Here is a 20883-nt window from a genome sequence, read left to right on the forward strand (position 1 = left end):
ATCCATGCGGGGGTTGCGGGTCCAGGGGATGGCACGACCTGGTCGGGGCAGAGGGATTCGAACCCACGACATCCAGCTCCCAAAGCTGGCGCTCTACCAGGCTGAGCTATACCCCGGCTTGAAGCCCGGCGACCGTACCGGCCCGCCGAAGGGTTCCACTCTACGGCGGGGCCGGCCGCGGGTGCAAATGCATCCTTGACCGGTTCCTCCGAACAAAAAGGGTGCCGAAGCACCCTGTTTGCTTGCGATTAGTGGCGCGCCCGGAGAGATTCGAACTCCCGACCACCAAGTTCGTAGCCTGGTGCTCTATCCAGCTGAGCTACGGGCGCGCAGAAGCGAAATTATGGGGGACGATGCGGAAGCCGTCAACATCTGCCTGCAAACAACATGCCGCATTCCACCCAAGCACACCTTGCCGACATCCATCGCCTTGCCGAAAAACGCCGCCCTCGGGCGGCGCTTCCAGGTCTGGCGGAGTGAGAGGGATTCGAACCCTCGATGGAGCTTTTGACCCCATACTCCCTTAGCAGGGGAGCCCCTTCGGCCTCTCGGGCATCACTCCGGATATTGGCACCGGCCCGCCCTTTCGGGTGTAACCGGCCGCATAGGATAGCCTTTCACTCGGCCTTCGGTAAACCCGGCACGGTGGATTCACCCGGAGCCGCGGCGTCATCCTTCTGGATGCGCTGGAAGATTTCCTCGCGATGCACCGCCACGTCCTTGGGTGCCGTGATCCCGATGCGCACCTGATTGCCCTTGACGCCCAGCACGGTGACCGTGACCGAGTCGCCGATCATCAGGGTTTCTCCCACCCTTCTCGTCAGAATCAGCATCGTTTTCCCTCCCGATACGTCCTTGCACCGGCCCGCGCGGCGAATGCGCCGAACGCGGTTCCCCGGCCGCAGGATAGCGGCCTGGCACGATGGTAGTTCGGGCCACCGCGGGGCGCAAACGCCCCCGCACGGTTGGAATCAGCCCAGGCGGGCACTCACCCAGTCGCGGACGCCCTCTAGGGCGGCCACCAGCCCGGGCCGTCGGGCCCGCCGCCTGGGCCATGTCCGGCCGGCCGCCACCCTTGCCGCCGATCTGGGCGGCGACGTGCGAGAGCAGTTCGCCCGCCTTCACCTTGCCGGCGGCCTTGCCCTGCACACCTGCCACGAGGGCCGCCTTGCCGGCCTCCGCGGACGCCAGCACGATCACGGCGTCGCCCAGGCGGCTCTTGAGCTGGTCGACGGCATCGCGCAACGCCTTGGCGTCGAGGCCCTCAAGACGCGCGGCGACCACCTTGATGCCGGAGATCTCGGGCGCCGAAGCCGCCAGGTCGGCGGTGGCGCCGGCGGCGGCCTTGGCCTTCAGCGATTCCAGTTCGCGCTCGAGCTTCTTCTGGCGGTCGAGCAACTGGCGGAGCTTGTCGATCACGTCACCGGCGTTGCCACCCAGCAGGTGCGCGGCTTCGTCCAGCTGGCGCTCTTCTTCGGCGATGTGGGCCAGCGCGCCTTCGCCGGTGACCGCCTCGATGCGGCGCACGCCGGCGGCGACGCCACCTTCGCTGACGATCTTGAACAGGCCGATGTCACCGGTGTAGTGCACGTGCGTGCCGCCGCAGAGCTCGGTTGAGAAATCGCCCATGCGCAGCACGCGCACATGTTCGCCGTACTTCTCGCCGAACAGGGCCATGGCGCCGAAATCCAGCGCTTCCTGCATGCCCATGTGGTGCACTTCGGCCTCCGCGTTGCGGCGGATCTCGGCGTTCACCAGCGCTTCGATGCGCGCCAGGTCGACGGCGGGGATGGCCTGGAAATGCGAGAAGTCGAAACGCAGGCGGTCGGGGGCGACCAGCGAGCCCTTCTGGGTCACGTGTTCGCCCAGCACCTGGCGCAGCGCGGCATGCAGCAGGTGCGTGGCGGAATGGTTGAGCACGGTCGCCTGGCGGCGGGCCTCGTCTACGCGACCCGAGAGGCGATCGCCGAGCTTCAGGTTGCCACTCGCGAGCCGGCCGACGTGGCCGTGGAAGGCACCGGAAAGCTTTACCGTGTCGCGCACCTCGAAACGATCACCACGCGGGTCAAGCAACACGCCGACATCGCCGACCTGGCCGCCGGATTCGGCGTAGAACGGCGTGCGGTCCATCAGCACGATGGCCTCGTCGCCGGCGGTGATGGCATCCACCGGCTTGCCGTCGCGCAGCAGGGCGACGATCTTGCCGCCGTCGGCTTCGAGCGACTCGTAACCAAGGAATTCGGTCGGCTTGAGGCTGGCCACCAGGTCGGCCGGCAGCGCGGTGGCGCCGGAGAACTTGCTGGCGGCACGGGCCCGGTCGCGCTGCTGCTCCATCAGCACGTCGTATTCGGCCAATGCACCATCGGCCAATCGCCAGCCCTTGTCTGCATTCTCGCGCAGCAGGTCTGCAATCAGGTCGGGCGGGCAGCCGTAGGTGTCGTGCAGCTGGAACAGCTGTTCGCCACGGATGCGGTTGCCGGAAGCGGCCAGATAGTCGTGCAGGCGGCCCATGCCGGCGTCCAGCGTCTGCGCGAAGGCGGCCTCTTCGGCCTTGAGCGCCTGCTCGACCAGCGCACGCTTGTTGCCAAGCTCGGGGTAGGCCTCGCCCATAACGTCGATCAGCGGCTGGACCATGCGCCAGAACTTGCCGTCCGGGCTCAGGCCATCGAGCTTCCAGAAATGGCGGATGGCGCGGCGGATGATCCGGCGCAGCACGTAACCGCGGCCTTCGTTGGAGGGCAGCACCCCGTCCACGATCAGGAAGCTGCAGGCGCGGATATGGTCGGCGATCACGCGAAGTGACTTGTGCTCCAGGTCGGTGGTGCCGGTCAGGGTCGCCGCCGCCTTGATCAGGTGCTGGAACAGGTCGATCTCGTAGTTGCTGTGCACGTGCTGGAGCACGGCGGAAACGCGCTCAAGCCCCATTCCCGTGTCCACGCAAGGCGCCGGCAGCGGCACCAGCGTGCCGTCGGGCTGGCGGTCGTACTGCATGAAGACGTTGTTCCAGATCTCGATGAAACGGTCGCCGTCCTCGTCCGGGCTGCCCGGCGGACCACCGGCGATGTGTGCGCCGTGGTCGTAGAAGATCTCGGTGCAGGGGCCGCAGGGGCCGGTGTCGGCCATCTGCCAGAAATTGTCGGACGCGTAGGGCGCTCCCTTGTTGTCGCCGATGCGGATGATGCGGTCTGCCGGCAGGCCCACGTCCTTGTGCCAGAGATCGTAGGCCTCGTCGTCGGTGTGGTAGACGGTGACCAGCAGCCGGTCCTTGGGCAGGCCCCAGACGCCGGTCAACAGCTCCCAGGCGTAGAGGATGGCGTCACGCTTGAAGTAGTCGCCGAAGCTGAAGTTGCCCAGCATCTCGAAAAAGGTGTGGTGACGCGCCGTGTAACCGACCTGGTCGAGGTCGTTGTGCTTGCCGCCGGCGCGCACACAGCGCTGCGAACTGGCGGCGCGCGTGTAGCTGCGTTTCTCCGCCCCCAGGAACACGTCCTTGAACTGCACCATGCCGGCATTGGTGAACAGCAGGGTCGGGTCGTTGCCGGGCACCAGTGAACTGGAGGCCACAACTTCGTGGCCCTTGGAACGGAAGAACTCCAGGAAGTCCCGGCGGATCTGGTTGCTGGTCTTGGTCATGGACGGCGGCGGCTCTGGAATCTCGTGGCGGTCTGGGGCCGGCGACGCTTCCGCCCACCCTGCCCTCGAAGATGTGGGCAGGCGCTGGAGTTCGCAATCGAATCGGCGTGACCGCCAAGGTTACCAGCCCGCAGGCAGTTTCCGGGGGCCCGGCTCAGCCCTCGTCGTCGGGACGATGCCGGACCGCGGCCCAGGCGCAGTCCTGGTCGAACCCGCGGCGCAGCAGGAAGTCCAGCGCCTTCCTGCGCCGGGCCGGGTCGTCCAGGTCGGCGGGACGGAAGCGTCGGGATACCTGTTGCTTAGCCAGTTCGGCCCAGTCGGTTTCGCAGGTCGCCAGGGCGATTTCAACCTGATCCCGATCCAGCCCATGCCCGGACAGCTCCTGCCGGATGCGGACCGGGCCGTAACCCGCCGAAGCCCGGTCCCGGGCGAATGAAGCGGCGAACCGGGCGTCATCCTGATACCCCAGGCCGGCCAGCTTCTCCACTGCCGCGGCCGCTTCCTCGGGATCCGCCCCCTCAGCCCCAGCTTGCGCTTGAGGTCGCGACGGGAATGCTCCCGTCGCACCAGCAGTTCCAAGGCCTTTTGGTAAGCGTCCCGCGAGGCCCGGTCCGTCCGGTTTCCGCTGTCCATTCCGGGCCGTCTCCGTGTGCTTCCGGCCTCAGGCTTCGGCCGCCTCGGCCGACTCGTCGCCGATCACCAGGCCGGGCACGAACTTCTCGCGCAGCTTGGCTTCCAGGTCCTTGCAGACGGCCGGGTTGTCCTTGAGCCACTGGCGGACGTTCTCCTTGCCCTGGCCGATGCGCTCGCCGTTGTAGCTGTACCAGGCGCCGGCCTTCTCGATCAGCTTGGCGTCCACGCCCATGTCGATGATCTCGCCTTCACGGCTGATGCCCTGGCCGTAGAGGATTTCGGTGACGATGACCTTGAACGGCGGCGCCATCTTGTTCTTGACCACCTTGATCTTGGTCTGGTTGCCGATGACCTCTTCGCCCTTCTTCACCGAACCGATGCGGCGGATGTCCAGGCGCACCGAGGCGTAGAACTTCAGCGCGTTGCCACCGGTGGTGGTCTCGGGACTCTGGCCCGGCATCATGATGCCGATCTTCATGCGCAGCTGGTTGATGAAGATCACCATGCAGTTGCTGCGCTTGATGTTGCCGGTCAGCTTGCGCAGCGCCTGGCTCATCAGGCGGGCCTGCAGGCCGGGCAACTGGTCGCCCATCTCGCCTTCGATCTCGGCACGCGGCGTCAGCGCCGCCACGGAGTCGACCACGACCATGTCCACCGAGTTGGAGCGCACCAGCATGTCGGCGATCTCGAGCGCCTGCTCGCCGGTGTCCGGCTGGCTGACCAGCAGGTCGTCGATGTTCACGCCCAGCTTGACCGCATAGGTCGGGTCCAGCGCGTGCTCGGCGTCGATGAAGGCCGCGGTGCCACCGGCTTTCTGGCATTCGGCGATGGCCTGCAGGGTCAGGGTGGTCTTGCCCGAGGACTCCGGCCCGTAGATCTCGACCACGCGGCCCTTGGGCAGCCCGCCGATGCCGAGCGCGATGTCGAGCATCAGCGAACCGGTGCCGATGACCTCGGCCGGCTCGGTGGCCTTGTCGCCCATGCGCATCACGGCACCCTTGCCGAACTGCTTCTCGATCTGGCCCAGGGCCGCGGTCAGGGCTCGCTTCTTGTTCTCGTCCATCGTGTTGCTCCTCGAGGTTCTGTTCTCAGTGGGCGCCAGGTTAGCCGGGGGTGGTCTCACGGGCTGAGAACCTGCCGACGGCCCTGAATCTGCGTCATCCCTCGCTCCCGCGGCAGCCGTTTCCGCTTCGACGCGCTGTAGGGAAAGGGACTTCTTCGGCGGCGATTTCTTCCGACCGAAGCTCAACGGTTCGGCCTTACGAGGCCGCAGTACAAGCCTTCGATGGCGAACTCCTGGTCCGGCTTGACGACGATCGGGGCGTAGTCGGGATTGCGTGGCAGCAGACGGATGCCGTCCTTGCCGATCTTGAGCAGTTTCACGGTGATTTCCTCATCAATGCGGGCAACGACGATCTGGCCGCTGCGCGCGTCTGTGGTGCGGTGCACGCCGATCAGGTCGCCGTGCAGGATGCCTTCGTCGCGCATTGAGTCGCCCTTCACCCGCAGCAGGTAGTCGGGCGCCGGCGAAAAGAACACCCGGTCCAGCAGGACCATGTCCTGACGCCGGCATCCGCGCCGATCGGCAGACCGGCGGCGACCTGGCCGAGGATCGGCAGGCGCAGGAGATCGTCCCCGGCCGCCGGGACGAGGTCGGCGGCCGGGGACGACACCAGGCGGATGCCCCGCGCCTGGCCAGGGACACGCCGGATGGCGCCCGCCTGTTCCAGGGCTTCAAGGTGGTATTGGGCCGCACGGACACCCTTGAACCCGAAGGCATGGGCGATTTCGACCTGGGACGGCGGCACGCCGTCGCTCTCGATGCGTTCGGCGATCATGGCCAGGATGGCCTGCTGGGTGTCGGTGATGTCCATTAGTAGTAATACTACTAACGACAACCCCAGGCCTGTCAAGCCCCGCGTCGAACTTCAGCCCGCAAGCTTCAACAAGCCCTGCAGTGCGGCCGAAACCGTCTGCCGGCGGACCGCATCGCGGTCGCCGTCGAAGTGGAAAAGTTCGGCCTTCGGATAACCACCACGACGCTTCCAGCCGATCCAGACCGTGCCGACCGGCTTGTCCGGCGTGCCGCCCGTGGGGCCGGCGATGCCAGTGACCGCCACCGCGATGCTTGCGCCCGAGGTCACCAGGGCGCCGGAGACCATTTCCATCACTGTTTCGCGGCTGACGGCACCGTGTTCGGTCAGGGTTTCCGGGCGCACGCCCAGCAGCGCCTGCTTGGCTTCGTAGCTGTAGGCGGCGATGCCGCAATCGAACCAGGACGAGCAGCCCGGGATGTCGGTGATCATCTTGGCGATCCAGCCGCCGGTGCAGCTTTCGGCGGTGGCCAGCATCAGGTGGTGGTCCTGTAGCGCGGCCCCAACCTGTTCGGCCAGGGCATGCAGGGCGGCTTCGTCAGGCGTGGCTTCGGTATTCATGGCCCTAGCCTAAAGCCTGCCCGCGCCGGCAGCCACGGCGGCGCGCGGCCCACCCCTTGACAAGTTCGATTACGGGCGTAATCTCAAGCCACGATTACGAACGTAAACACGCCCATGCAGATCAGCGACGCCGAAAGCCTGGTGATGGAGGTCCTCTGGCAGCGCAGCCCGCGCTACGCCGAGGAAGTGGTGGCCGAACTGGCCCAGGCCCAACAGTGGCAGGAAGCCACCATCAAGACCCTGCTCAACCGCCTGCTCAACAAGGGCGCCCTCCGTGCCGAAAAGGACGGGCGCCGCTACCGCTACCACCCCGTGCTCGAACGCGAAGCCTGGGTGCACGGCCAGAGCCGCAACCTGATCGACCGCCTGTTCGACGGCCGCATCGCGCCGATGGTGGCGCACTTCAGCCAGAAGCAGGCCCTGGGCAAGAAAGACATCGCCGAACTGCGGCGCCTGCTGGAGGAACTTGACGATGAGCAGTGAACTGTTTGCGCAACTGGTGCAGGCGACGCTGCTGGCATCGGCCGCAGTCGCCGTCGCCTGGCTGCTGCGCTCACCGGTAAGGCGCAGCCTTGGCGCACGGGCTGCGTATGCCCTGTGGCTGCTGGTACCCGCTGCCGTGGTCGCCAGCCTGTTGCCGGGCAGCGAACAGGCCGCCGCCACGTTCGCGCCGCCGGTCGGCGCCGTGATCGCCGCCTCGGTGGCGACGCTGTCGCCGGCACCGTCTTCGGCGCTCGCTTCTCTGGCTGGTGGCCTGGGCAGCCGGCGCACTTGGGATGCTCGCGCTGCTGATGGGCCGGCAGATCGCCTTCCGCCGCCTGCTGCGCCCGGGCGCCGCCGCCGGATACGAAGTCGCGGACCATGCCGGCCCGGCCGTGATCGGCCTGCTGAAGCCGCGCCTGGTGCTGCCCTCCGATTTCGAACAGCGCTACACGCGTGAAGAACAGGCGCTGGTGCTGGCGCACGAACACCTGCACCTGACGCGCCGGGACCTGCACGCCCAGGCGCTGTGCAGCCTGCTGCGCGTGCTGTTCTGGTTCAACCCGCTGGTGCATCTCGGCGCCCGCCGTTTCCGTTTCGACCAGGAACTGGCCTGCGACGCCGATGTACTGGCCCGACACCCTGGTTCGCGCCGCGCCTACGGCACGGCCATGGTCAAGACCCAACTGGCGGACTTCGGCCTGCCGCTGGGTTGCCACTGGCAATCCTGCCACCCACTGACGGAGAGACTCGCCATGCTGAAACAACCGCTGCCCGGCACCACCCGCCGACGGATCGGACTGGTTTTCGTGACTGTGCTGACCGCGGCTTGCGCGCTGACGGCCTGGGCGGCGCAGCCCGTGGCCAAGGTGGAGATTCCGCACCTTCAATCCACCACCGACGCGGATGTGCTGACACCACCGAAATACCCGAAATCCGCAGTCGATGCCGGTGTCAGCGGCATGGTCTGGCTGAAGGTGCGGGTGGCCGCCGATGGCAGCGTCAGCGAAGTGCAGGTCGCGAAGTCGGAGCCGGCCGGCGTGTTCGACGCCGTGGCGGTCGAGGCCGCGAAAAATGGAAGTTCTCGCCCGGCAGCCGCACCTCCACCGGCGAACCGGTCGCCGGCTGGGTCATGGTGCCGGTGCAGTTCTCCGCCGACGAACCCGCGGAGCCGGCCGCACCCTGATCATCCGCACTGGACCGGCGGCGACGGGCCGCCGGTTCCGGCACAATGGACGGCCTTCCGGAAGCCTCCTCCCCTCCCCGTCCTGATGTCGAACGACACCTCGTCCCCGCCGCAGCACACCCCGCTGATGAAGCAGTTCTTCGCCGCCAAGGCGGAGCACCCGGACATCCTGCTGTTCTTCCGGATGGGCGACTTCTACGAGCTGTTCTACGATGACGCGCGCAAGGCGGCGCGCCTGCTCGACATCACCCTGACCCAGCGTGGCGCCTCGGCCGGTGCGCCGATTCCGATGGCCGGCGTGCCGGTGCATGCCATGGAGGGTTATCTGGCGCGGCTGGTGGCGCTGGGCGAATCGGTGGCGATCTGCGAACAGATCGGCGACCCGGCGCTGGCCAAGGGCCTGGTCGAGCGCAAGGTCGTGCGCATCGTCACCCCGGCACCGTCACCGACGAAGCCCTGCTGCAGGAACGCCGCGACACGCTGCTGCTGGCGGTGTCTCGCGGACGCGGCAGCTATGGACTGGCCTGGGCCGACCTGGCCGGTGGCCGATTCCTGGTTTCCGAAGTCGGCAGTGACGATCAGCTCGCCGCGGAACTCGCACGCCTGGATCCGGCTGAAATCCTGCTGCCCGACGAAGACGGCTGGCCGCCCTTCCTGGCCACCCTGCCCGGCCTGCGCCGCCGGCCGCCCTGGGGTTTCGAAACCGATGCCTGCCGCCGCCAGCTGCTGCGTTTTTTCCAGCTGCACGACCTCACCGGCTTCGGACTCGAGGACAAGCCGCTGGCCATCGGCGCCGCCGGTGCGCTGCTGGCCTATGTCGAGGAAACCCAGAAGCAGCGCCTGCCGCACCTGACCGCGATCGCCTTCGAATCCGCCGACGACGGCATCGCCATCAACGCCGCCACGCGCCGGCACCTGGAACTCGACAGCCGCACCGACGGCCGGGTCGAACACACCCTGCTCGGCGTGCTCGACGCCAGCATCAGCCCGATGGGCGGCCGCCTGCTGCGGCGCTGGCTGAACCGCCCGCTGCGTGACCGGCGCGTGCTGGGCGAACGCCACCATGCGGTGGCCACCTTCATCGAATCCGGCGCGCACGACGCACTGCGCGAACGTTTCCGCGGCCTGGGCGACATCGAGCGCATCCTTTCGCGCATCGCCCTGCGTTCGGCGCGGCCGCGTGACCTCTCGACACTGCGTGATGGCCTGGCCATGCTGCCCGACCTGCGCGCGCTGCTGGCGCCGCTGGATTCGCCGCGCCTGACTGCGCTGGCCGCCGAACTGGGCGAACACGCCGAGAACGCCGACCTGCTGGCACGCGCCGTGGTGCCGCAGCCGCCGGTGCTGCTGCGCGACGGCGGCGTCATCGCCGAAGGCTTCGATGCCGAGCTCGACGAACTGCGCACGTTGTCGACGAATGCCGACCAGTTCCTGGTGGACCTGGAAGCGCGCGAAAAGGCCGCCACCGGCATCCCGACCCTGAAGGTCGGCTACAACCCGCGTGCACGGCTATTACATCGAGATCAGCAAGGGCCAGTCCGAACGCGCGCCGACCCACTACACCCGCCGCCAGACCCTGACCGGTGCCGAGCGCTACATCACCGAGGAACTCAAGGCCTTCGAGGACAAGGTACTGAGTGCGCGCGAACGTTCGCTCGCGCGCGAGAAGGGTTTGTACGAGGATCTGCTGGATGCGCTCAACGGCCGGCTGGAAGCGCTGAAGCGCTGCGCCGGCGCGCTCAGCGAACTCGACGTCCTGGCCGCCTTCGCCGAACGCGCGCTGGCGCTGGACTGGTCGCGCCCCGAACTCACCGACGCCCCCGGCCTGCGCATCGAACGTGGCCGCCACCCGGTGGTCGAGGCCGTGCGCGACGAACCCTTCGAACCCAACGACCTGGTGCTGGACGAAGACCGGCGCATGCTGGTCATCACCGGCCCGAACATGGGCGGCAAAAGCACCTACATGCGCCAGAACGCGCTGATCGTGCTGCTGGCGCACATCGGCAGTTTCGTGCCGGCATCGCGTGCGGTGATCGGCCCCACCGACCGCATCCTCACCCGCATCGGCGCCGGCGATGACCTGGCGCGCGGGCAGTCCACCTTCATGGTCGAGATGGCCGAGACCAGCTACATCCTGCACCACGCCACTTCGCAGTCGCTGGTGCTGATGGACGAGATCGGCCGCGGCACCTCGACTTATGACGGCCTGGCGCTGGCGGAAGCCTGCGCGCGGCACCTGGCGCAGCACAACCGCGCCTACACGCTGTTCGCGACCCACTATTTCGAACTCACAGCATTGGCCGAACCCGGCAGCGGCATCGCCAACGTGCACCTGGATGCGATCGAACACGGCGACAAGCTGGTGTTCATGCACGCGGTGAAGGATGGCCCGGCCAACCGCAGCTTCGGACTGCAGGTGGCGGCACTGGCCGGCCTGCCGCGCGTGGTGGTCGAGCAGGCGCGTCGCACGCTGGCCGAGCTCGAGCAGCGGGGTGCGCCGCACGCCGTGGCGGCGATGAGTCCGGAAGTGCTGGATTCGCCGCAGCAGTTCGGGCTGTTCGCCCCGCAGCCGTCGCCGGCACTGGAGGCGCTGGCGGCCATCGATCCGGACGAACTCACGCCCAAGCAGGCGCTCGAGGCGCTGTACCGGCTCAAGCTGCTGCGCTAGCCGCCATCGCTCACAGCGCGTCGAGGTCGCCCAGGGCCTGGATCAGGCGGCGGGCGCGCTTGTCGGGTTTGCTCGCCGGCGCGCGATAGCCGGCGTTGGCGGCGCGGCGTTCGGCGGCCAGGCGCAGGCGGGTTTCGCGAGAAACCTCGGACTCCGCGTAAAGCGCCTGCGCTACCGGTGCGGAGCCGCGCCGTTCGCTGAGTCCGAGCACTTCGACTTCAAAATGGTCCTCGCCGCGTCGCACCTTCAGCTGTTCGCCGACCTTGAGAAGGCGCGAGGCCTTGGCGCCCTGCCCCTGCACTTCGACCTTGCCGCCTTCGATGGCCTGTTTGGCCAGCGCGCGGGTCTTGTAGAAGCGCGCGGCCCACAGCCACACATCGAGGCGGACGGAAACCAGTTCAGTAGTCGCGGTCATGGGGCCTGCATGGGTTCTCGGGAGATCGAAGTCAATGCCCGGCGCCATCGCGGCGCGCCAGTATCTTGCGCGCCATCTCGACCGAGCGTGGCGCCGCCAGGCCACCGAACCGGTCGTCCAGCGCAACGAGGCGATCCACCGCCTGCGTCCACCTGGCCGCATCGGCGTCGGCCTTCGCGGCATCGAGCTCCGCGGCGATGGTTTCGGCCAGTCGGCGGCGACAGTCGGCCTGCGCCACCGGATCCACCGTCACCGGTGTTTCCAGCATTTCCAGCGCACGCGCGAAGGCGCGTCCATCCGGCACCCAGTGGTCCAGCCGCGCCGGGCCGAAGCCGCGTTCGCCGGCCACGCACAACGCGCGCAGGCCCTCGCGCGTCTCGGCGTCGTTGCGCCGGTTGGGCAAGTCGAGGTTGCCGCTGACCATCACCACGCGCGTGTTGTCCTGGAACCGCGTCATCAGCTCCATCGGCGGCGGCGGCAGGCGGTGTGTTCCGACCACGACGCTGCCCGCGAACTGCAGGCTGCCGCTGTACAGGTCCGGCCAGGCCAGGGCCACGCGCTGCGCGAGCCGGGCGCCGCCGGAGAATCCCGACACGTACACGCGCGCGGGGTCGATGCGCAGCGATGCGATCGCATGGTCGGTTGCATGCAACACCAGCGGGATGCGCCGGCCAATCACGTCGGCGTCGTTGCCGGCATTGCGCAGGAGACGAACACGATGCCACGCCGCTCCAGCGAGGCCTTCCAGTCACGCGGCAGGAAAAAATCATCCCCCGCAGGCACGAAGACGATCAGGCCGAAACCCGCGACGGGCATCTGCGCGGGCACGAACACGTCAATGGCCTCGCTGCCAGGTTCGAACGGCTCCGGCGCCAACGAACGCCCTTCCGATGCCAGGAATCGCGCGATGTCGTCCGCTGCGATCGGACTGAGCAATCGCCGCGAGAACTCCTCGCCGGTCGCCCGCGGCGACGCCTGCGCCAGGGATTGGCGGGAACCACCTGCCGGCTGGGCCGCGGCGGCGCCGAAGGCCACGAGGAACAGCAGCGTGAACACGGATCGCATCACGCCAGCCTAGGCCGGTGAAAATCGCCGCTCAAGTGCCCGCGGGGCGCCAAAACAAAACGGCCGCCCAAGGGCGGCCGTTTCGGGGACACGGTGCGGCGGGATCAGTCGGCCGAGGAACGCGCGGCCAGGTCTTCCTTGATGCGCGCCTTCTTGCCTTCCAGGCCACGCAGGTAATACAGCTTGCCGGCGCGGACCTTGCCGCGGCGCTTCACCGACACCGAGTCGATGATCGGGCTGTGGGTCTGGAAGACGCGCTCGACGCCGAAGCCGTGCGAGATCTTGCGCACGGTGAAGGCGGAGTTCAGGCCGGCGTTCTTGATCGCGATGACCACGCCTTCATAGGCCTGCAGGCGCTCGCGGTTGCCTTCCTTCACCTTCACGTTGACCACGACGGTGTCGCCGGGGCCGAAATCGGGCAGCTTGCGCTGCGACTGCTCTTGCTCGAACTGCTGCAGGAAATTCATGGTTACACGCCTCTGATAGTTGTTTGATGTGCGCGCCAGAGGCCCGGTAACCGTGCTTGGCTGAAAAACGGAGCTGGCAAGTATAGCCCGCCAAACCATTGAATGGGAAGGGGTTCAGGCCCCGGAAGGGTGGGCCGCCCGCCAGTCGGCGATGAAGGCCTCCAGCAGGGCCCGGTCGGCCTTGCCCAGGCTCACCCGGGCCAGCAGGTCCGGGCGGCGCAGCCAGGTCCGGCCCAGACTCTGCTGCCGGCGCCAACGGGCGATGGCGGCATGGTCGCCGGACAGCAGGACCGGGGGCACCCCGTCGGTGCCGGCCAGGTCGGACCGGGTGTAGTGCGGGCAGTCCAGCAGGCCGTCCTCGAAACTGTCCTGGACCGCGGATTCGGCGTGGTTCAGGGCGCCTTCCTGCAGCCGGCCGACAGCGTCGATGAGCACGGCCGCGGCCAGCTCGCCGCCGGACAGCACGTAATCGCCGATGGACAGTTCCTCGTCCACCTCGCGGGCGATGAAACGTTCGTCCAGGCCTTCGTAGCGGCCGCAGAGCAGGACCAGGCGTGGTCGCGCCGCGAGCTCGCGGGCCCTGGCCTGGGTCAGGCGCTGGCCCTGCGGGCTGAGGTAGATCACCGGGGCCGGCGCCGGGTCGGCCGCCTTCGCCGCCGCCAGGCAGGCCGACAGCGGCTCGGCCAGCATCACCATGCCAGGGCCGCCGCCGAAGGGACGTTCGTCAACCCGGCGGTAGTTGTCGGTGGCGTAGTCGCGCGGATTCCAGCCGTGCACCGACAGCAGCCCACGCTCCTGCGCGCGCCCCACCACGCCGAGCGCGGCGCTGTCGCGGATGAAATCGGGAAACAGGGTGACGACGTCGATGCGCACGGCGGCTCCCACCGTCGGTTCAGAACTCCGGATCCCAGTCGACCACGACCCGGCCGGCCTCGAAATCCACGGACTTGACGTACTGGTCCATCACGAACGGAATCAGCCGGTCGCGCTCGCCCGACACCACCATCACATCATTGGCGCCGGTATTGAACAGGTGCGACAGGGTACCCAGCGGCTGGCCCTCGACGGTTTCCACCGCCAGGCCCTCCAGGTCCACCCAGTAATACTCGCCCGGCGAGGGCGGCGGCAGGCGGTCGCGCGGCACCCATATCTCGGTGCCGTACATGGCCTCGGCCGCCTCGCGGCTGTCCACGCCCGGGAAACTGGCGGTGACCTGTTTGCCGGTGTCGCGACCACGCACGCCGGAAACCTCGCGCTCGCTTTCGCCAGCGCGGAGGATCCAGGGTTGGTACTTGAACAGGGCGTCGCGGGGTCGGTCCAGGAGAGCAGCTTCAGCTCACCCCGGACGCCGAAGGCACCGGCGACCCTGCCCAGCAGGATGCGGCGCTCGGTGCTCATGGCAACGGGCCTCGCGCGGGGCGAGGCCGCAGGGCTCAGGCCGAAGCCTGGGCCGAGACTTCCTTGACCAGCATGCGGACCTTGTCGGTCAGCTGCGCACCGTGGGAAACCCAGTGCTGCACGCGGGCGGTGTCGAGCTCGACGCGCTTTTTCGTTGCCCTGGGCAACCGGGTTGTAGAAACCCAGGCGCTCGATCGAACGGCCGTCGCGCTTGTTGCGCTGGTCGGTGACGATGATGTGGTAGAAGGGGCGCTTCTTGGCGCCGCCGCGGGTCAGACGGATCTTGACCATGTCGGTTTGCTCTGTAGTTCTGGGACAGGAAGTCCGGCCGTAAGCGGGCCGGGGAATCGCGAATTGTATGCCCTTGCCGGCCCGAAAGATACCCCGGCGGGCCGATTTTGCCCGTGCCGGGGGCTCAACGGCCGGGGAAACGGCCCGGGAAGCCGCCCCCATCATGCCCTTCATGTTCCGCAGCATGCCCTTCATGCCGCCCCTGGGACAGCTTGGACATCATCTTTTCCATCTGCTGGAACTGCTTGAGCAGCTTGTTCACGTCGGCCGGGCTGGTGCCCGAGCCCCGGGCGATGCGGGCCCGGCGCGAGCCGTTCAGGAGGCCCGGGTTGCGGCGCTCCTTCTTGGTCATGGAATTGATGATGGCGACCATGCGCGGCACTTCCTTGCCGGTCACCTGGGCCTTCACGTGGTCCGGGACCTGGCCCATGCCCGGCAGCTTGTCCATCAGGCCCGACAGGCCGCCCATGTTCTGCATCTGCTCGAACTGGTCGCGCATGTCGTTGAGATCGAACTTCTTGCCCTTGGCGACCTTCTCGGCCAGCTTCTGGGCCTTGTCCTTGTCCACCTGCTGCTCGACCTGCTCGACCAGGCTGAGCACGTCGCCCATGTCGAGGATGCGGCTGGCGGCGCGGTCGGGATGGAACACGTCCAGGCCATCGGGTTTTTCGCCCACGCCCACGAACTTGATCGGCTTGCCGGTGATGTAGCGCACGCTCAGCGCGGCGCCGCCGCGGGCATCGCCGTCGGTCTTGGTCAGCACCACGCCGGTCAGCGGCAGCGCCTCGCTGAAGGCCTTGGCGGTGTTGGCGGCGTCCTGGCCGGTCATGGCGTCCACCACGAACAGCGTCTCGACCGGATTCACGGCGGCATGCAGCGCCTTGATCTCGGCCATCATCGCCTCGTCGATGGCGAGGCGGCCGGCGGTATCCACGATCAGCACGTCCACGAAGGACTTGCGCGCGTCGTCGATGGCGGCGCGCACGATCGCTTCGGGCTTCTGGTCGGCGCTGGACGGGAAGAACAGCACGTCCACCTGCTGGGCCAGCGTGCGCAGCTGTTCGATCGCGGCTGGACGGTAGACGTCGGCCGACACCACCATCACCTTTTTCTTCTTGCGCTCTTTCAGGTGCTTCGCGAGCTTGCCGACGGTGGTCGTCTTGCCCGCGCCCTGCAGGCCGGCCATCAGGATCACGGCCGGCGCCGGCACATTGAAGTTCAATTCGCTGGCGGCCGAACCCATGACGGCGGCCATTTCGTCGCGTACGACCTTGATCAGGGCCTGGCCCGGCGTGAGGCTGGTCAGCACTTCCTGGCCGACCGCGCGCACCTTGATGCGCTCGATCAGGGCCGACACCACCGGCAGCGCGACGTCGGCCTCGAGCAGGGCGATGCGCACCTCGCGGGTGGCCTCGCGGATGTTTTCCTCGGTCAGGCGGCCGCGGCCGCGAAGGCGCTGGAGGGTGCCGGACAGGCGCTGGGTCAGCGACTCGAACATGGGGTCTGGGGTCTTGCGGATGGGGCGCGAAGTATAACGCGGCCGGCGTGCCCGCCCCGGTTGTCGAGAATGGTTCTCGACTTCCGGCAGCTGTGCCAAACTCCGGCCATGACCGCCCTAGTCCTCAGCCTGCTCGCCGTTTCACTGTATGCCTTCGCCAGCCAGCAGCTGGCCGGGCATGCGCGGGGCCCAATCCCCTGCCCCGCCGCTGGCTGCTGATGGCAGTGCCGGCGGTGCTGCTGCACGCCGGGGTGCACCTGTTCGCCTGGCGCCTGCTGGGTGGCCCGGACCTGCACTTCTTCGCCGCCCTGTCCCTGGTGGGCCTGGGCATGGCCGCGCTGACCACCCTGGTCGGCCCGGCGCAGCGCATCGAGGCGCTGGGCATCATCGTGTTCCCGCTGGCGGCGGCGGTGCTGGTTGCCTACGCGTTGTTGGGCGGCGGCAAACCGCGCGCGGACCTGGGCTGGCAGTTGCAGATGCACGCGCTGCTGGCCCTGCTCGCCTACGCGACGCTGGCGGTGGCGGCGCTGGTCGCGCTGATGCTGTGGTTCCAGGAGCGCGCGCTGCGCCGGCGCGACCTGGGCGGCTGGCTGCGCGTGCTGCCGCCGCTGACGCAGATGGAGACGCTGCTGTTCCGGAGCCTGGGCGCCGCTTTCGTACTGCTCAGCCTGACCCTGCTCACAGGCGTGGTGTTCGTGGACAACCTGTTCGCACAGGACCTGGGCCACAAGACCGTGCTGTCTATCCTGTCCTGGGGCGTGCTGGGCGTGCTGCTGTTCGGCCGCTGGCGCTGGGGCTGGCGCGGGCCGCGCGCGGTGAAGCTGACGATCACAGCGATGGCGCTGCTGCTGCTGGCGTTCTTCGGCAGCAAGTTCGTGTACGAACTGGTGCTGCATCGCAGCTGACGCGCTCAAACAACCGGGTCGTGGGCGGCGTCCTATTCCGCCGCGGCTTCCAGCGCCTCGGACAGCCGCTCCACCGCGATGACTTCAAGGTCCTTGTAGGCCCCTTTCTTCGGTGCGTTTGCTTTGGGCACGATGGCACGCTTGAACCCGTGCGTCGCGGCCTCTTTCAGCCGCTCCTCGCCATTGGGCACCGGGCGGATCTCACCGCTTAGGCCCACTTCGCCGAAGGCCACCGTCTTTTTCCGCCAGCGGGCGATCGCGCAGCGAGGACAGCACCGCCAGCAGCACCGGCAGGTCGGCGGCGGTTTCCTGCACGCGGATGCCGCCGACCACGTTCACGAACACGTCCTGGTCGAACACGCCGACACCGCCGTGGCGATGCAGTACCGCCAGCAGCATCGCCAGCCGGTTCTGCTCCAGGCCCAACGCGACACGACGCGGATTGGCCAGCGGTGACTTGTCCACCAGCGCCTGCACCTCAACCAGCAGCGGGCGTGTGCCTTCACGCGTCACCATCACCGCGCTGCCGGGTTGTGCGGTGCTGGAGCCCGACAGGAAGATCGCGGAAGGATTCGGCACCTCGCGCAGGCCCTTGTCGCCCATCGCGAACACGCCCAGTTCGTTGACCGCGCCGAAGCGGTTCTTGAACGCACGCAGCACGCGGAAGCGGCTGCCGGACTCGCCCTCGAAATACAGCACGGCATCCACCATGTGCTCGAGCACGCGCGGGCCGGCAATGCCGCCTTCCTTGGTGACGTGGCCGACCAGGAACACCGAGGTGCCGGTTTCCTTGGCGAAACGCACCAGCCGCGCCGCGCTCGCGCACCTGGCTGACCGAGCCGGGCGCGGCGGTGAGCAGTTCGCTCCACAGGGTCTGGATGGAATCGGCGACCAGCAGCCGCGGCGCGGGTTTCGCCGACGCGGCCTGGCCGAGGATCTTCTCGACGCAGGTTTCGGCCAACGCGTGCAGGTTGTCCAGCGGCAGGCCAAGCCGCTGCGCGCGCCCCGCCACCTGCGCCAGGCTTTCCTCGCCGGTGACGTACAGCGCCGGCACGTTCGCCGACATCAGCGCCAGGGCCTGCAGCAGCAGGGTGGACTTGCCGATGCCCGGGTCGCCGCCGACCAGCACTACGGACCCTTCGACCAGGCCGCCACCGAGTACTCGGTCGAGTTCGCCGATGGTGGTCGAGACGCGGACCTCGACATCCTTGCTGACGTCCTTGAGCGCGGTGATGCCCGCGGCCTCGGGCCGGCCAGCCCAGCCGCCCTGGCGCGCCGGCGCCGCGCCGCCGCCCTTGGCCGAGGAGGCGGGTTCGATGACGAACTCGCTCATCGTGTTCCAGGCGCCGCATTCGCCGCACTGGCCCTGCCATTTGCTGGAGGAGTCGCCGCATTCGCTGCAGACGTAGGCGGTCTTGGCTTTGGCCATGGGGTCCGGCGGGTGTGGGGTGGACGGGTACTGTAACCGGGCGGCGTCGCGGGGATTGAGATCGCGGGGCAAGAAAAAGCCCGCGGGTGGCGGGCTTTTTCGAATGGACGGTGAGAGGCACGGAAGAGCCCGGGTTGGGGCTTCGAGGGCTTCGCAGGGGGAGTGCGGCCGGTCTTGCTTTCCATTCGTGGACTTTGGTGCCGGAAACAGGAGTCGAACCTGCGACCTACGCATTACGAATCCCTAGGGCCAAGGCTGAGGCGGCCCTAGGGGATTCTAATAAGGCATGCGAAGCACTATGGTAGGGCCGTTCTCCGCCCTTTCCGTTAGAAGGGCGACCTCGGCGGACCTAGCGATCCCCCTTCTTATTGCCTTACTAGACCATGACCCAGACCAACGTCTTCAAGTTCAAGCAATCGACCATCGACGCGCTGTCGCTCGTCCAGCCGAACGACAAGAAGCGCCAGCAATTGTTTTTCGACGCCGACCTGAAGGGCTTCGGCGTCTGTGTGGGCGCGAGGGCAAAGACCTTCTTTGTTCAGCGCGACCTCAACGGACGAACCGTCCGGACGACTATCGGGCGGCACGGCGTCTACACGGTCCGGCAGGCGACCGACGCGGCCCGTGAGCTGCTGATGCAGATGAGCAAGGGGGTCAACCCGAATCAGGAGCGCCGCAAGCCCGGGTCCGTCACCTACGGCGAGGCCCTCGACGCCCACATCAACTCGAACAAGAAGCGCTCTCCTCGGACGCTTGAGGACTACCGCTACCTGTCCGACCAGTACCTCTCCGACTGGCTCAAGCGCCCCTTGGGCGAGATCACCCGAGCGGACTGCCGAGAGCGTCACAAGAAGATCGGAACCAACAATGGTCCCTACGTCGCCAACCACGCCTTTCGGGTCTTCCGTGCCGTCTACAACTCCGCGCTCAAGGTGCACGAGGACCTCGGCGTAAATCCGGCCATCGCCGTTGATTGGTATCCGGAGCAACGCAAGAAGGCCGCGATCCACAGCGCGCAGCTCGCCACTTGGTACAACTACATCAACGGCCTTCAGGACCCGATCCGCCGGGACTGGCACCTATTCGTCCTTTCTCTGGGCTGCGCCGCTCGGACGCCGAGGCCGTCCGGTGGCCGAAGGACCCGAAAAAGGTGGAGCCCGACCGGGACTTCCCCGGGCTCCAATCGTGGACCTCGCGAACAAGGCGCTGCTGGTTCCGCAGCCCAAGGGACAGAAGCCGTTCCTTCTGCCCCTCTCCGACTACCTTCTCAAGCTGCTCCAACGCCGGCAGACGTGCGAATCCGCCAAGATGTTCTATCCGAAGTCACCTTGGGTCTTCCCCGCCAACAGCAAGAAGAAGCACGGCCATATTGCCGAGCCGGAAAAGGAGAAGAAGAACAAGAAGGGCGAGATCGTCAAGGCACTCCCCGTAGCGTTCACCGTCCACGGCCTTCGGAATACTTTCATCACCGTCGCCGATTCGCTGGACCTATCGCCCTACGCGATCAAGATGCTGGTTAACCACTCGCTCCCGAACAAGCAGGACGTCACCGCGGGCTACATTTCCGCCGAGGTGGAGCGGCTTCGGAAGCCAATGCAGCAAGTGACGGACAAGCTCCTCACCCTCTGCCAACCAAAGGCGAAAGCCGCATGACGAAGCCCAGCCACAAGGCAGTTGACTCGGCAGCAGCGAAGCCGGCGGAACTGAAAGCTAAGCTCGCGCAGCTCGACGCCGCGGCCAAGAAGCTGGCCAATAGCCCGGACAGACTCGATGCCTGGGCGAAGGAGCATGAGATTCTCGGCGGAATAGTTACGCGCGCGGCTCCATCAGAAATGGCGCGGGCGCTATGCGAATACTACAGGCCGAAAGCGGGCGCCTCGACGCCGAATCCCGCTGCCGCACTTCGCGATATCCCAGACGTGGACGCATATGACGAGCTCAAGGTCGCCAACAAGCACCGCAAGGATCGAGGGCAGCTTCAGGGTCGGCTGGAATCGGCCGTCACCGCTCTACACGAGCTGAATACTGAAGGCGTGGTTTCCGACGATGAACTTTCCAAGCTTTCGTCGGCGCTCCTCGATATCCGCGGCCGGATCGAACCGCCACCCAAGCAGAAGGCGTCCGTGAGTGGCGGGCAGTCCACCGAAGAAACCATGCTCGGCGCATCGCTGATGGCACTAACCCGCGCAATTGGGTACGGCCATGGCAAGGGACAGGGCGACGAGTACAGCGCTAAGCGCGCTGCGGAGTTGGTCGCGGAAATCATGGGCCTTTACGGCTTCGAGGTGAGCGTCAAAAGGCTACAGAACCTCAACTCCGAAGCCCGGAAATAAATAATCCCGACTGCCCCCGGGGAAGCCTTACCCCCGGTAGTTATTAT

The 20883-nt window shown here is 67.4% G+C and carries 12 protein-coding genes, 3 tRNA genes and 11 pseudogenes; 8 read left to right on the plus strand and 18 right to left on the minus strand.

Annotated elements, in window-relative coordinates; translation table 11 throughout:
- Positions 1-39: 39 nt before the first annotated feature.
- From FRZ33_RS13095 to FRZ33_RS13135, 9 genes and pseudogenes are all read right to left on the minus strand, one after another.
- Positions 40-116: transfer RNA gene (locus FRZ33_RS13095), tRNA-Pro, on the minus strand.
- Between the two features lie 136 nt (positions 117-252).
- Positions 253-329, minus strand: a tRNA-Arg gene (locus FRZ33_RS13100).
- Between the two features lie 140 nt (positions 330-469).
- A tRNA-Ser gene (locus FRZ33_RS13105) sits at positions 470-562 on the minus strand.
- 55 nt (positions 563-617) lie between these two features.
- Positions 618-833: a carbon storage regulator CsrA gene (gene csrA / locus FRZ33_RS13110; RefSeq protein ID WP_146910145.1), complete on the minus strand. Its 216-nt coding sequence runs from the start codon at positions 831-833 to the stop codon at positions 618-620.
- A 138-nt stretch (positions 834-971) separates the two neighbouring features.
- Positions 972-3633: pseudogene (alaS, locus tag FRZ33_RS13115) on the minus strand (alanine--tRNA ligase).
- A gap of 154 nt (positions 3634-3787) precedes the next feature.
- Positions 3788-4266, minus strand: a pseudogene (locus FRZ33_RS13120) (regulatory protein RecX).
- 28 nt (positions 4267-4294) lie between these two features.
- Positions 4295-5329: a recombinase RecA gene (gene recA / locus FRZ33_RS13125; protein WP_146910147.1), complete on the minus strand. Its 1035-nt coding sequence runs from the start codon at positions 5327-5329 to the stop codon at positions 4295-4297.
- Between the two features lie 182 nt (positions 5330-5511).
- Positions 5512-6140, minus strand: a pseudogene (gene lexA / locus FRZ33_RS13130) (transcriptional repressor LexA).
- A gap of 54 nt (positions 6141-6194) precedes the next feature.
- Positions 6195-6701, minus strand: a complete 507-nt coding sequence (locus FRZ33_RS13135; protein WP_146910149.1) for a CinA family protein — start codon at positions 6699-6701, stop codon at positions 6195-6197.
- A 114-nt stretch (positions 6702-6815) separates the two neighbouring features.
- Between FRZ33_RS13135 and FRZ33_RS13140 the strand changes: the two genes are divergently transcribed.
- From FRZ33_RS13140 to mutS, 4 genes and pseudogenes are all read left to right on the plus strand, one after another.
- A complete protein-coding gene (locus FRZ33_RS13140; protein ID WP_146910151.1) occupies positions 6816-7184 on the plus strand; it encodes a BlaI/MecI/CopY family transcriptional regulator in 369 nt (122 codons plus the stop codon).
- Positions 7174-7641: a M56 family metallopeptidase gene (locus FRZ33_RS17840; RefSeq protein ID WP_146910153.1), complete on the plus strand. Its 468-nt coding sequence runs from the start codon at positions 7174-7176 to the stop codon at positions 7639-7641. Before FRZ33_RS13140 ends, FRZ33_RS17840 begins: the two co-directional genes overlap by 11 nt.
- A pseudogene (locus tag FRZ33_RS16485) lies at positions 7577-8266 on the plus strand (TonB family protein); the annotation flags it as partial. The gene FRZ33_RS17840 and the pseudogene FRZ33_RS16485, both read left to right, overlap by 65 nt.
- Positions 8267-8452: 186 nt before the next feature.
- Positions 8453-11035, plus strand: a pseudogene (gene mutS / locus FRZ33_RS13155) (DNA mismatch repair protein MutS).
- A 10-nt stretch (positions 11036-11045) separates the two neighbouring features.
- On the opposite strand, the gene FRZ33_RS13160 reads toward mutS, so the two are convergent.
- From FRZ33_RS13160 to ffh, 8 genes and pseudogenes are all read right to left on the minus strand, one after another.
- The gene (locus FRZ33_RS13160; RefSeq protein ID WP_146910155.1) at positions 11046-11450 is read right to left on the minus strand and encodes an RNA-binding S4 domain-containing protein; all 405 of its coding nucleotides are present in this window, start codon (positions 11448-11450) and stop codon (positions 11046-11048) included.
- A 31-nt stretch (positions 11451-11481) separates the two neighbouring features.
- Entirely contained in the window at positions 11482-12105 is a 624-nt protein-coding gene (locus FRZ33_RS13165; protein ID WP_158637234.1) for a PHB depolymerase family esterase, read from the minus strand.
- Between the two features lie 20 nt (positions 12106-12125).
- Positions 12126-12515 (minus strand): hypothetical protein, encoded by a 390-nt coding sequence (locus FRZ33_RS13170; RefSeq protein WP_146910159.1) that lies wholly within the window; start codon positions 12513-12515, stop codon positions 12126-12128.
- A 104-nt stretch (positions 12516-12619) separates the two neighbouring features.
- Positions 12620-12982 carry a 50S ribosomal protein L19 gene (gene rplS / locus FRZ33_RS13175; protein ID WP_146910160.1) on the minus strand — a complete coding sequence of 121 codons (363 nt, stop codon included), beginning with the start codon at positions 12980-12982 and terminating at the stop codon, positions 12620-12622.
- A gap of 114 nt (positions 12983-13096) precedes the next feature.
- Entirely contained in the window at positions 13097-13855 is a 759-nt protein-coding gene (gene trmD / locus FRZ33_RS13180) for a tRNA (guanosine(37)-N1)-methyltransferase TrmD (protein WP_146910162.1), read from the minus strand.
- Between the two features lie 19 nt (positions 13856-13874).
- Positions 13875-14380, minus strand: a pseudogene (rimM, locus tag FRZ33_RS13185) (ribosome maturation factor RimM).
- A gap of 35 nt (positions 14381-14415) precedes the next feature.
- Positions 14416-14671, minus strand: a pseudogene (gene rpsP, locus FRZ33_RS13190) (30S ribosomal protein S16).
- A 153-nt stretch (positions 14672-14824) separates the two neighbouring features.
- Positions 14825-16169: pseudogene (ffh, locus tag FRZ33_RS13195) on the minus strand (signal recognition particle protein); the annotation flags it as partial.
- A 191-nt stretch (positions 16170-16360) separates the two neighbouring features.
- On the opposite strand from ffh, the pseudogene FRZ33_RS13200 reads away from it, so the two are divergent.
- A pseudogene (locus tag FRZ33_RS13200) lies at positions 16361-17074 on the plus strand (cytochrome C assembly family protein); the annotation flags it as partial.
- Between the two features lie 32 nt (positions 17075-17106).
- Here FRZ33_RS13200 and radA read toward each other — a convergent pair.
- Positions 17107-18503: pseudogene (gene radA, locus FRZ33_RS13205) on the minus strand (DNA repair protein RadA).
- Positions 18504-18886: 383 nt separating this feature from the next.
- On the opposite strand from radA, the pseudogene FRZ33_RS17845 reads away from it, so the two are divergent.
- From FRZ33_RS17845 to FRZ33_RS13215, 3 genes and pseudogenes are all read left to right on the plus strand, one after another.
- A pseudogene (locus FRZ33_RS17845) lies at positions 18887-19123 on the plus strand (hypothetical protein); the annotation flags it as partial.
- 565 nt (positions 19124-19688) lie between these two features.
- Positions 19689-20156: a site-specific integrase gene (locus FRZ33_RS16495; RefSeq protein WP_227978368.1), complete on the plus strand. Its 468-nt coding sequence runs from the start codon at positions 19689-19691 to the stop codon at positions 20154-20156.
- Positions 20153-20836, plus strand: coding sequence for a hypothetical protein (locus tag FRZ33_RS13215; RefSeq protein ID WP_146910168.1), 684 nt, complete (start codon positions 20153-20155; stop codon positions 20834-20836). The genes FRZ33_RS16495 and FRZ33_RS13215 overlap by 4 nt, the downstream gene beginning before the upstream one ends.
- Positions 20837-20883: the final 47 nt, after the last annotated feature.

Origin of the sequence: Arenimonas daejeonensis, from assembly GCF_007993735.1 — a bacterium.
In the GTDB taxonomy this organism is placed as follows: Bacteria; Pseudomonadota; Gammaproteobacteria; order Xanthomonadales; family Xanthomonadaceae; genus Arenimonas; species Arenimonas daejeonensis.

Excerpts from the sequence above, each read along its gene's own strand:
- recA (WP_146910147.1), bottom strand. The coding sequence starts at position 5,329 with ATGGACGAGAACAAGAAGCGAGCCCTGACCGCGGCCCTGGGCCAGATC.
- FRZ33_RS13170 (WP_146910159.1), bottom strand. The coding sequence starts at position 12,515 with ATGCGATCCGTGTTCACGCTGCTGTTCCTCGTGGCCTTCGGCGCCGCC.
- FRZ33_RS13160 (WP_146910155.1), bottom strand. The coding sequence starts at position 11,450 with ATGACCGCGACTACTGAACTGGTTTCCGTCCGCCTCGATGTGTGGCTG.
- csrA (WP_146910145.1), bottom strand. The coding sequence starts at position 833 with ATGCTGATTCTGACGAGAAGGGTGGGAGAAACCCTGATGATCGGCGAC.
- FRZ33_RS17840 (WP_146910153.1), top strand. The coding sequence starts at position 7,174 with ATGAGCAGTGAACTGTTTGCGCAACTGGTGCAGGCGACGCTGCTGGCA.
- rplS (WP_146910160.1), bottom strand. The coding sequence starts at position 12,982 with ATGAATTTCCTGCAGCAGTTCGAGCAAGAGCAGTCGCAGCGCAAGCTG.
- FRZ33_RS13215 (WP_146910168.1), top strand. The coding sequence starts at position 20,153 with ATGACGAAGCCCAGCCACAAGGCAGTTGACTCGGCAGCAGCGAAGCCG.
- FRZ33_RS13135 (WP_146910149.1), bottom strand. The coding sequence starts at position 6,701 with ATGAATACCGAAGCCACGCCTGACGAAGCCGCCCTGCATGCCCTGGCC.
- FRZ33_RS13140 (WP_146910151.1), top strand. The coding sequence starts at position 6,816 with ATGCAGATCAGCGACGCCGAAAGCCTGGTGATGGAGGTCCTCTGGCAG.